Genomic DNA, 10,387 nt, shown 5'->3' on the forward strand with positions numbered 1-10,387 from the left:
GTTTTTTCGAGGCATAAAGAAACCGGCTTTTACAGCCGGTTTTTTTATGGCATGTGGACAGCATCAGACCTTGTCGATATCCACATCCTTGGTCTCTTTCAAGCAGAAGATTCCAACAACCAGGCTGATCCCGGTGACCAGCACCGGGTACCACAGCCCGTAGAAGATATCTCCCGTGTAAACCACCAGGGCGAACGACACGGTTGGCAGGAAGCCGCCGAACCAGCCGTTACCAATGTGGTAGGGCAGCGACATCGAGGTGTAGCGGATGCGGGTCGGGAACAGCTCGACCATTACTGCCGCCAGCGGTCCATAGGTCATGGTCGCGATCAGGATCATCGCCACGATCAGCACCACCACCATTACCTCGTTGACCTGCGCCGGATCAGCCTTGGCCGGGTAGCCAGCCTGTTCCACTGCGCTGCGCATGGCGGCTTCGTCGAAACCATTGATGGTCTTGTCACCAATGTTCACCACCACATCGCTGCCCGCCACGCTTACCGAGCTGTAGGGCAGGCCTTGCTTGACCAGGAAGGTCTTGACCTTGTCGCATGGGCTGTCGAAACGCGCCTTGCCGACCGGGTCGAACTGGAAGGTGCAGCTTTTCGGGTCGGCGGTGACCACGATCGGCGCCTGACGGCTGGCGGCGTCGATCTGCGGGTTGGCGTAATGGCTAAGCGCCTTGAACAGTGGGAAGTACAGTACCGTGGCCAGCAGCAGGCCAAGCATAAGGATAGGTTTGCGGCCGATACGGTCCGACAGCCAGCCGAAGAACACAAAGAACGGCGCACCGATTACCACGCTGATGATCAACAGGGTGTTGGCCTGGGCGGGGTCCATCTTCAACATCTGGGTCAGGAAGAACAGCACGTAGAACTGCGCCGTGTAGAAGGTCACGGCTTGCCCGGCGTTGATGCTGAACAGGGCGGTGAGCACTACTTTCAGGTTTGGCCAGGAGGTGAACGACTCACGGATCGGCGATTTGCTGATCTTGCCTTGGGCCTTCATTTTCACGAAGGCCGGCGACTCGTGCATGCTCATGCGGATCCAGGTGGAGATCGCCAGCAGGAAGATCGACAGCAGGAACGGCAGGCGCCAGCCCCAGGTTTCGAACTCATCACCGCTGATGTAGCGGCTGCCCAATACCACCAGCAGGGACAGCAGCAAACCAAGCGTGGCGGTGGACTGGATGAAACCGGTGTGGAAACCACGCTTGCCGTGCGGCGCATGCTCGGCCACGTAGGTGGCGGCACCACCATATTCACCGCCCAGCGCCAGCCCCTGCAGCATGCGCAGGACCACCAGGATGATCGGCGCGGCGATGCCGATGCTGGCGTAAGTCGGCAACAGGCCCACTGCAAAGGTGGACAGCCCCATCAGCACGATGGTGACCAGGAAGGTGTACTTGCGCCCGATCATGTCCCCCAGGCGCCCGAACACCAGCGCGCCGAACGGCCGTACCAGGAAGCCTGCAGCGAAGGCCATGAGGGCAAAGATGAAAGCGGTGGTGTCGTTCACGCCAGCGAAGAACTGCTTGCTGATGACCGCTGCCAGCGCGCCATAGAGAAAAAAGTCATACCACTCGAAAACCGTCCCGAGGGATGACGCGAAAATGATCTTGCGTTCTTCACGGCGGCTGGAGCTGCTGGCCGCCGCACCCTGTTCCTGGATGTAATCCGACATCGTTGCTGTCCTCGGCCCGCAGGCCACAGTGATTATTCTTGTTGTTCCACTGCCGGTGGCTTTCGACCGCAAGCTACCGCTATTGCACGCTCCCGGGTCAGGGGGTCGGTATCGCGTCTTCGTTCAAGCAGGTCTGGGTGGCAGCTCCTTTGAGGATCAACTGGGCCGCCTTCTCGGCGATCATCAGCGTGGGTGAACAGGTATTGCCCGAGGTGATCTGCGGCATGATCGAGGCGTCCGCCACACGTAGCCCGGGGATGCCACGCACGCGCAGCTGGTTATCCACAACATCCATTTCGCCATGGCCCATGCGGCAGGTACCAACGGGGTGGAATATGGTGGTGCCGATCTTGCCGGCGGCTTCGAACAGATCCTCCTCGGTGTGCAAGGCTGAACCCGGCAGATACTCCCTGGGATCAAAACGGGCGAGGGCAGGGGCCTGGACAATGCGCCGGGTCAGGCGGATGGCGTCAGCGGCGACGCGCAGGTCCTGCGGGTCGCTGAGGTAGTTGGGGTCGATCGATGGCGTGCTGTTCATGTCGGCGCTGCGGATATCGATGCGCCCGCGGCTGACCGGGCGCAGGTTGCACACCGATGCGGTAAAGGCCGGAAACTGATGCAGCGCCTCGCCAAAGCGCTCCAGCGACAGCGGCTGCACGTGATATTGCAGGTTGGCGGTGGCCTGCTCCGGACTGGAACGTGCGAAGGCACCCAGTTGGCTTGGCGCCATGGCCAGCGGGCCGCTGCGGTCATACAAGTAGCGCAAGCCCATGCCCATCTTGCCCCATAGGCTGTTGGCCATCTGGTTAAGGGTGCGGGTGTTGCGGATCTGGTAGATCAGCCGCAGTTGCAGGTGGTCCTGCAGGTTGCCACCAACGCCGGGCATGTCATGGCGTACGCCTATCCCCAGGCTTTCCAGCAGCTGGCGCGGGCCGATACCGGAGCGCTGCAGAATACCCGGCGAGCCCACGGCCCCCGCACAGAGAATGATCTCGCGACGCGCCGCAAACTCATGCCAGCTGCCTTGCCAGGATGCCTTCACAGCCCGGGCCCGGGTGTTGTTCAGCAGCACCTGGTCGACCTGCACACCCGTCAGCACAGTCAGGTTGGGGCGCTGCGCGATAGGCCGCAGGAAAGCCTTGGAGGCATTCCAGCGCACACCGCTGCGCTGGTTGACCTGAAAGTATCCACAGCCCAGGTTGTCGCCGGTGTTGAAGTCATCGACCTTGGCAATGCCGCTTTGCTCGGCGGCATCGCGGAAGGCATCGAGGATCGGCCAGCTGTAGCGCTGCCGTTCGACCCGCCACTCGCCATCACCACCATGGTGCTCGCTGGCGCCCGCAAAGTGATTCTCGCTGGCCTTGAACAGCGGTAGCACATCGTTCCAGGCCCAGCCCTCATTGCCTTGCTCGGCCCAACGATCATAGTCGGCGGCCTGGCCGCGCATGTAGATCATGCCGTTGATCGACGAGCAGCCACCCAGGACCTTGCCGCGCGGGTAACCCAACGCACGGCCACCCAGGCCTGTTTGTGCCTCGGTCTTGAAGCACCAGTCGGTGCGTGGGTTGCCGATGCAGTACAGGTAACCGACGGGGATGTGGATCCAGGGATAGTTGTCGCGGCCACCCGCTTCCAGCAGCAGCACGCGGCAGGAAGGGTCGGCGGACAAACGATTGGCCAGCAGGCAACCGGCGGGACCGGCGCCCACAATTACGTAGTCGAAGACAGAATCGGCTGATGGCATGTGCAACCTCGGGCCTGTTTTTTATTCTTGTCCCGATCCATCTTAGTGAGTATTTTCGCAGGGGAAACACGAGATTTCGCGCAGCCGTTGTGCGTTTTAGCACAGTGGCAAGCTTGCACCGAACTGCCAAAAAGGATCAGCATGTTCGACTGGAACGATCTGCGGTATTTCCTCGAGTTGCAGCGCAGTGGCCGCCTGCTCACTGCCGCCAAGCGTCTTAATACCACTCACAGTACCGTTGCCCGGCATATCGAGAGCATCGAGCAAAGCCTGGGCACTGCGCTGTTTGTGCAGCATGCCCAGGGCTACGAGTTGACGCCCTCCGGTCAGGCCCTGCTCAAGCACGCCGAAGCCATGGAGAACGTCGCCCTGCTGGCGCAGGAAGAAATCACCCAGGCCATCACCCCATTGGGCAAGATTCGCCTGGGGGTTACCGAAGGCATCGGCATCATGTTCTTCACCCCGCGCATGAATGCACTGTTCGAGCGCTACCCAGGCCTGGAGGTGGAGCTGGTGGCCGTGCCGCGCTTTGTCAGCATTCTCAACCGCGAGGCGGAGATCAGCATCCACCTGGAACGGCCCAACGCCGACCTGCTGATAACCCGCAAGCTCACCGACTATCGCCTGGCCCTTTACGCCAGCCAGGCCTACCTCGATCGCGCACCGCCACTGCGTACCCGCGAGGACCTGGCCCGGCACAGCTGGATCGGTTACGTCGACGACTTGCTGTTCAGCCAGGAGCTGCTGTTTCTCAACAGCTTTTGCCGGGCGCCCAACGTGGTGTTTCGCAGCACCAGCGTGATCGCCCAGCAAGCCGCCGCCCGCGCCGGCCTGGGCATCGCCGTGCTGCCCAACTACATGGCCCGCCACGACCCGACGCTGGTGCGCGTGCTACCCGGCGAAACCATCCAGCGCAGCTACTGGATCTGCACCCGCCGCGAACTGCACAAATCGGTGCGCCTGCGGGTGGTGTGGGACTACCTGTTGGCGCTGTGCGATGCAGAACAGAGCGAGCTGTTAGCCCAATAGCGCTTTGCCAGCCAGCAGCAGCGCGGCCACAAAACCTGCCACGGCAAACATCTGCTGCAGGCGCGGCCCGGCCAACCTGGCTGCCAGTGGCCGCGCCAGCAACAGGCCGGCTACCGCACCGACGGCGAACGGAGCGCCGACCTGCCAGTGCATCACCCCAGCCAGGCTGGCGCTGACCACACTGCCGGTAGAGACCAGGGCGATGACCGCCAGCGAGGTGGATACGATGCTGGCCATGCGCAGATTGGTGTAGCGATTGAGGGCCGGGATGATGACGAATCCTCCGCCGACACCGAGCAAGCCCGAAAGCAGCCCGGATAACCCGCCAGTGAACGCCAGAGCCCGCGCGCAGGGCAGGGTCCAGCGCAAACGGCCCTGCAACGGGTTCAGTACACAGGGTTCGATATAGCGGTGGGCGTCATTCGCTTCCCCGCGCAGCTCCCTGGCGGCCTTGCGCCAGATGCGCAGGCAGGCATAAATCAGTACTCCGGCGAACACCAGCTGCAAGGGTGTATTCGGCACACGGTGCGCCAGCATCAGCCCGAACGGCGCCGCTGCCACCCCCACCAGCGCAATGAACAGCGCCGCCCGGTAACGCACCAGACCCTGACGCAAGCCCAGCACCGCGCCAACCGCCGCGGCCATGCCGACCGCAAGAAGGCCGACCGGAGCGGCCTCGACCATCGACAGCCCCAGGCCGAACACCAGCAAAGGGACCGCAAGAATGCCACCACCGGCACCGGTCAGGGCCAATACAGCGCCGATGATCGCGCCCAGTCCGGCCCCCAGCAACTGATGCTCGATCACCGCCCACCCTCGGTTACCAGCGGCTGCGGCCGTGCCAGCCACTCACGGCCCTTGAGCATGGCTTGCCAGTACAACGGTGGCAGCGCCTGCGCCTTGAGCAGCCAGGCCAGGCGAGTCGGCTTGCGGCCATCCAGCAACCAGCCGGGAAAGCTTGGTGCCAGTTTGCCGCCATAGGTGAATTCGGCCAGCACGATCTTGCCGCGCTCGACGGTGAGCGGGCACGAGCCATAGCCATCGTATTGAGCCAGGGTAGGCAACCTGCCTAGCGCTACCAGGACGTTGTTTGCCACTACCGGTGCCTGCTTGCGAGCAGCTGCGGCAGTCTTGGCATTGCTGGTATTGGCAACATCCCCAAGTGCATGAACGTTGCTGAAGTTGCGATGCCGGAGCGTGTACGGGTCTACATCAACCCAGCCAGCGGTGTCGGCCAACGGGCTCTCGCGAATGAAATCCGGTGCCACCTGCGGCGGTACCACATGCAGCATGTCGAAGGCTTCGATGCAGGTTTCGCTGCTGCCATCGGCTAGCGTGCGGACAAAAGTGGCGCGCTTGTTCGGGCCGTCGACGGCGATCAGTCGGTGGCTGAACTTGAGGTCCACGGCGTACTTGTCGATGTACTTCATCAGTGCCGGCACGTAATCCGCCACACCGAACAGCACCGCGCCTGCATTGAAGAAGCTGGCTTTGACTGCACCCTGGTGGCCGTTACGCAGCCAGTGGTCGCAAGACAGGTACAAGGCCTTCTGCGGCGCGCCTGCGCATTTGATCGGCATGGGTGGCTGGCTGAACAGGGCGCGGCCCTGCTTGAGCTTCTGCACCAGTTCCCAGGTATAGGGCGCCAGGTCATAGCGATAATTGGAGGTCACGCCGTTACGCCCCAAGGTCTCGCTCAGCCCGTCAATGGCCGCCCAGTCAAGCTTGAGGCCGGGGCAGACCACCAGCTGCTCATAGCTGATGGCGCGGCCGTCTTCCAGCTTGACCAACTGAGCCGACGGGTCGAAGCACTGTACTCGCGCCTTGATCCAGCGCACACCACGCGGAATGGTCGAGGCCATGGTTCGGGCAGTGCTCGGCGCCTTGAACACACCGGCCCCGACCATGGTCCAGCCAGGCTGGTAGTAATGCACTTCGGCGGGGTCGATCAAGGCCACGTCCAGCGACGGGTCACGGCTGATCAGGCTGGAAGCGGTGGCGATACCGGCGGCACCGGCACCGACGATGACCACTTTGTGGTGGTCGGAATTGGCAGGGGACAACAAGGCAGGCATGGCGGTAAATCCTGGGATCTGGTTATGGGGCAGTACGCTCACAGCTTGTTCAGCGGGATTTTCAGGTAACGCACACCGTTCTCTTCCGGTGCCGGGAGTTGGCCGCTGCGCATGTTTACCTGCACCGAAGGCAAGATCAGCACGGGCATATCAAGGGTTTTGTCGCGAGCTTCACGCATGGCGACGAAGTGGTCCTCGTCGACGCCCTGATGGATGTGGATATTGCTGGCGCGCTGCTCGGCGACAGTGGTGACGTACTGCATGTCGCGGCCACCGGGCAGGTAGTCGTGGCACATGAAAAGCCGGGTCTGGTCGGGGAAGGCCAGCAGTCGGCGGATCGAGCGGTACAGGGTGCGCGCATCGGCCCCCGGGAAATCGCAGCGGGCGGTGCCGTAGTCGGGCATGAACAGGGTATCGCCAACGAACAGCGCAATTTCGCCGGCATCCTCGAACATGAAGCTCATACACGCAGGCGTATGCCCCGGGGTGTGCAGGGCTCGCGCGTGCAGGTTACCTATGCGGAAACCTTCCTCGTCTTCGAACAGCACATCGAACTGGCTACCATCGCGCGCGAATCCGGGCTCGGCATTGAACAAGGCACCGAACACTTTCTGCACTTGCTTGATGTGCGCACCTATGGCGGTATGGCCGCCGAGCTTTTCCTTGAGGTAGGCAGCTGCCGAGAGGTGGTCGGCGTGCACATGGGTTTCCAGCACCCATCGCACGGTGGCCTTCAGTTCTTCCACGCGCGCGATCAGGCGGTCCGCCGAGGCGGTGTTGGTGCGTCCGGATTTGGGGTCGTAATCCAGCACGCTGTCGATCAAAGCACACTGCCGGGTTTCACGGTCCATGACCAGGTAACTGATCGTCGAGGTCGCCGCATCGTAGAAGGCGTCCACGTGAATGTTGTTGCCTATGATCATTACGTTCTCCAATTTATCCGCCCCGCCTTTTCAGGCGCAGGCAGTGACAGGAGGTATATCAAGATGCGTGCCAGCGTTTTTTGAGGTTTGCACGCCAATGAAACCGAGCTTTGGCTGAACGCTGCCAGCGACGATGGCAGCCAGGCTGGCAGTCGACTGTCAGCCAATGGCAGTGTTTGGCAGTCCTTGTTACCCTGCGTCTGTCATCCAAACGGTGCCGTCATGCCAGAAGCCCATCCCCTCATCCTAGCTCTGGTTTCCTACCTTGAGCACGATGCCCTGCCAACTATCGTGCTGGACACCGACTACAACATCCTGGCGGCCAACGCTGCCTATCGCCGCCAGTTCGGTAGCCACGGCTTGGCTCCGCTGGGTGAGAAATGCCACAAGGTGTCCCACCACTACGCCGTGCCTTGCGACCAGGCGGGCGAGCATTGCCCGATGCGCAAGGCGTGGGACAGCAAGGTGCCGGAGCGGGTGTTGCACATTCATCACACGCCGCGCGGGCCTGAACATGTTGATGTTGAACTGCGTCCGATACTGGATGAGCAGGGCAGGGTGGTGGCGTTTGTCGAGCGCCTGACCACCATCACCCTTGCTGCGGCTCAGCCTCAGGAACAAGGGCTGGTCGGCCGGGCGCCAGCCTTCAAGGCTGCCCTGGCCAGCCTGCAGCGAGCGGCGCCAGCGCAGATCCCGGTATTGCTGCAAGGCGAGTCGGGTACCGGCAAGGAACTGTTCGCCCGCGCGGTGCACATGGGTAGCCCCAGGGCCAACGGTCCGCTGGTGGTAGTGGACTGCACCAGCCTCACCGAGTCGCTATTCGAAAGCGAGTTGTTCGGCTACGAGAAAGGCGCATTCACCGGCGCCAATCAGCGCAAGATCGGCCTGGCCGAAGCAGCCCACGGCGGCACCCTGTTCCTCGATGAAATTGGCGAAGTGCCGCTGGCGATGCAGGTGAAGCTGTTGCGCCTGATCGAGTCTGGCAGCTTCCGCCCGGTGGGGAGCCTGCGTACAGTGCACTCGGACTTCCGCCTGGTGTCGGCGACGCACAAACCGCTCCGGCAGATGGTCGCAGAGGGAAGCTTCCGCGAAGACCTGTATTACCGCATCAGTGGCTTCCCGATCCGCCTGCCGGCACTGCGCGAGCGGGTTGAGGATTTGCCCTTGCTCGCGCAGAGCTTGCTGCAGCGTATGGCAGGCAAGGCGACAGCCAGACTTGGCGAAGCTGCGTTACAGCAGCTTGGGCTGCATCCGTTCCCGGGCAACATTCGCGAGCTGCGTAATATTCTGGAAAGGGCGCGGTTGTTTGCCGACGATGGGCTGATTCGGCCTGAGCACCTGCCGGAGGATGTCGGCCCGCCGAGCCAGATCCAAGCGGGCGGTCGCCGCAACAACCTGGGTGAGTTGGCGCAGGCGTTGGAACAGTTCAAAGGCTCGCGCAGCGAATTGGCCAGCCATCTTGGGTTGAGCGAGCGCACGCTCTATCGCCGGTTGAAGGCACTCGGGGTGTCGTAGCCACCTTTACCGGACCTTTACTCAAGCCCTGACATTACGCGGCAAAAACCGTGGTCTCATCAGTTAACCGAACCCGGCACACAGCTCCACCGGGCGTTAACATGCAGAGGACCCGCAAATGAAAAAAGCCCTAACCGTGATCTGCGCCGCGCTCCTGTTCAGCGCACCGCTGGCCAGTTTCGCGCAGCCAGGCCCTCCTGACCGGCATGACAACGGCCCATCGCACCAAGGCAACTCGCCGCATGCTCAGCCGCAGCACCAAGGCCGACATGACAATGGCCGTGGCCCCGCTTACCGCAACCCGAACTACAGACCGCAGCAAGGTATGCCGGTACCCCATCAGCAGTGGCAACGCGGCCATGTTGTGGACCCGCATTACCGTGGCGACCGTTACTGGGTGACGGACTGGAAAGCACGCCACCTGTATGCGCCGCCGCGTGATCACCGCTGGTTGTCTGTGAACGGCGACTATGTGCTGGTGGCAATCGCCAGTGGTGTAATCGTCAACATCCTTAGTGGTTACTGATTTCTCAGGCACTAAAAAGCCCGCATCAGCGGGCTTTTCAGTGGGTGCTGTCTACACCTGATCAGAAGTCCAGGTTCGACACCGACAGCGCGTTGCTTTCGATAAATTCACGACGCGGTTCGACTGCATCACCCATCAGGGTGTTGAAGATCTGGTCGGCGGCGATGGCATCTTCGATGGTGACCTTGAGCATGCGGCGGACGGTTGGGTCCATGGTGGTTTCCCACAGCTGATCAGGGTTCATCTCACCCAGCCCTTTGTATCGCTGGATAGTGTGGCGCTTGGTGGTTTCGTTCATCAGCCAGTCCAGGCCTTCCTTGAACTCGACAATCGCCTTGCGGCGTTCGCCGCGCTGCACATAGGCACCTTCACCCAGCAGGCTGGACAGCTTGGTACCGACGTTGACCACCGTGCGGTAGTCATTGCTGCCGAAGAAGTCGCGGTTGAACGTGATGTAGCTGGCCAGACCGTGCGAGGTAATCTCGACTTCCGGCAACCAGACATTGCGTTCCTTGTCTTCACGCAAGCTCGCCTTATACGCCAGGCCAGACTTCTGGCTGTTGTTCAAGCGCTCCTGGAATTTACTCAACCAGGCCTGCATGGTCGCGTGATCGCCGAGCTGATCCAGGGTGACTTCCGGCAGGTAGATGAAGTGCTCGGTCAGCTCTTCCGGGTACAGGCGCGACAGGCGCTTGAGCGTCTTCATCACGCTGCGGAACTCGTTGACCAACGCCTCCAGCTGCACGCCGGAAACAGCTGGCGCAGACTCGTCCAGGTGCAGGCTGGCATCTTCGAGGGCCGACTGGGTCATGTATTCTTCCATGGCCTCGTCGTCCTTGATGTACTGCTCCTGCTTACCTTTTTTCACCTTGTACAGTGGCGGCTGGGCGAT

Annotated in this window: 8 protein-coding genes and 1 pseudogene; 3 read left to right on the plus strand and 6 right to left on the minus strand. The window is 61.9% G+C overall.

What is annotated here, in order from left to right:
* Positions 1–63 precede the first annotated feature (63 nt).
* Positions 64–1,683 carry an MFS transporter gene (locus tag HP546_RS19300; RefSeq protein ID WP_172228408.1) on the minus strand — a complete coding sequence of 540 codons (1,620 nt, stop codon included), beginning with the start codon at positions 1,681–1,683 and terminating at the stop codon, positions 64–66.
* A 97-nt stretch (positions 1,684–1,780) separates the two neighbouring features.
* Complete coding sequence (locus tag HP546_RS19305) at positions 1,781–3,427, minus strand: GMC family oxidoreductase (RefSeq protein ID WP_172228410.1); 1,647 nt, start codon at positions 3,425–3,427, stop codon at positions 1,781–1,783.
* Between the two features lie 141 nt (positions 3,428–3,568).
* Here HP546_RS19305 and HP546_RS19310 point away from each other — a divergent pair, with 141 nt between their 5' ends.
* Positions 3,569–4,456: a LysR family transcriptional regulator gene (locus tag HP546_RS19310; RefSeq protein WP_172228412.1), complete on the plus strand. Its 888-nt coding sequence runs from the start codon at positions 3,569–3,571 to the stop codon at positions 4,454–4,456.
* Here the strand turns inward: HP546_RS19310 and HP546_RS19315 are convergent.
* Genes HP546_RS19315 through HP546_RS19325 form a run of 3 tightly spaced genes read right to left on the minus strand, consistent with a single transcriptional unit; the run spans position 4,445 to position 7,454 of the window.
* Positions 4,445–5,263 (minus strand): sulfite exporter TauE/SafE family protein, encoded by an 819-nt coding sequence (locus HP546_RS19315; RefSeq protein ID WP_172228414.1) that lies wholly within the window; start codon positions 5,261–5,263, stop codon positions 4,445–4,447. The two genes, HP546_RS19310 and HP546_RS19315, sit on opposite strands and share 12 nt — an antisense overlap.
* Positions 5,260–6,531 (minus strand): FAD/NAD(P)-binding oxidoreductase, encoded by a 1,272-nt coding sequence (locus tag HP546_RS19320; RefSeq protein ID WP_172228416.1) that lies wholly within the window; start codon positions 6,529–6,531, stop codon positions 5,260–5,262. The genes HP546_RS19315 and HP546_RS19320 overlap by 4 nt, the downstream gene beginning before the upstream one ends.
* A 38-nt stretch (positions 6,532–6,569) precedes the next feature.
* A complete protein-coding gene (locus HP546_RS19325) occupies positions 6,570–7,454 on the minus strand; it encodes an MBL fold metallo-hydrolase (protein WP_172228418.1) in 885 nt (294 codons plus the stop codon).
* 222 nt (positions 7,455–7,676) lie between these two features.
* Here HP546_RS19325 and HP546_RS19330 point away from each other — a divergent pair, with 222 nt between their 5' ends.
* A complete protein-coding gene (locus tag HP546_RS19330) occupies positions 7,677–8,969 on the plus strand; it encodes a sigma-54-dependent Fis family transcriptional regulator (RefSeq protein WP_172228420.1) in 1,293 nt (430 codons plus the stop codon).
* A gap of 118 nt (positions 8,970–9,087) precedes the next feature.
* Positions 9,088–9,495: an RcnB family protein gene (locus HP546_RS19335; protein WP_172228422.1), complete on the plus strand. Its 408-nt coding sequence runs from the start codon at positions 9,088–9,090 to the stop codon at positions 9,493–9,495.
* A 61-nt stretch (positions 9,496–9,556) separates the two neighbouring features.
* Here the strand turns inward: HP546_RS19335 and gyrB are convergent.
* Positions 9,557–10,387: pseudogene (gene gyrB, locus HP546_RS19340) on the minus strand (DNA gyrase subunit B); the annotation flags it as partial.

Source organism: Pseudomonas sp. CM25 (assembly GCF_013179705.1).
Classification (GTDB): Bacteria; Pseudomonadota; Gammaproteobacteria; order Pseudomonadales; family Pseudomonadaceae; genus Aquipseudomonas.

Bases quoted from the DNA above. Each gene is read 5' to 3' on its own strand.
- HP546_RS19300 (WP_172228408.1), bottom strand. From the start codon at position 1,683: ATGTCGGATTACATCCAGGAACAGGGTGCGGCGGCCAGCAGCTCCAGC.
- HP546_RS19305 (WP_172228410.1), bottom strand. From the start codon at position 3,427: ATGCCATCAGCCGATTCTGTCTTCGACTACGTAATTGTGGGCGCCGGT.
- HP546_RS19310 (WP_172228412.1), top strand. From the start codon at position 3,569: ATGTTCGACTGGAACGATCTGCGGTATTTCCTCGAGTTGCAGCGCAGT.
- HP546_RS19320 (WP_172228416.1), bottom strand. From the start codon at position 6,531: ATGCCTGCCTTGTTGTCCCCTGCCAATTCCGACCACCACAAAGTGGTC.
- HP546_RS19325 (WP_172228418.1), bottom strand. From the start codon at position 7,454: ATGATCATAGGCAACAACATTCACGTGGACGCCTTCTACGATGCGGCG.
- HP546_RS19330 (WP_172228420.1), top strand. From the start codon at position 7,677: ATGCCAGAAGCCCATCCCCTCATCCTAGCTCTGGTTTCCTACCTTGAG.
- HP546_RS19335 (WP_172228422.1), top strand. From the start codon at position 9,088: ATGAAAAAAGCCCTAACCGTGATCTGCGCCGCGCTCCTGTTCAGCGCA.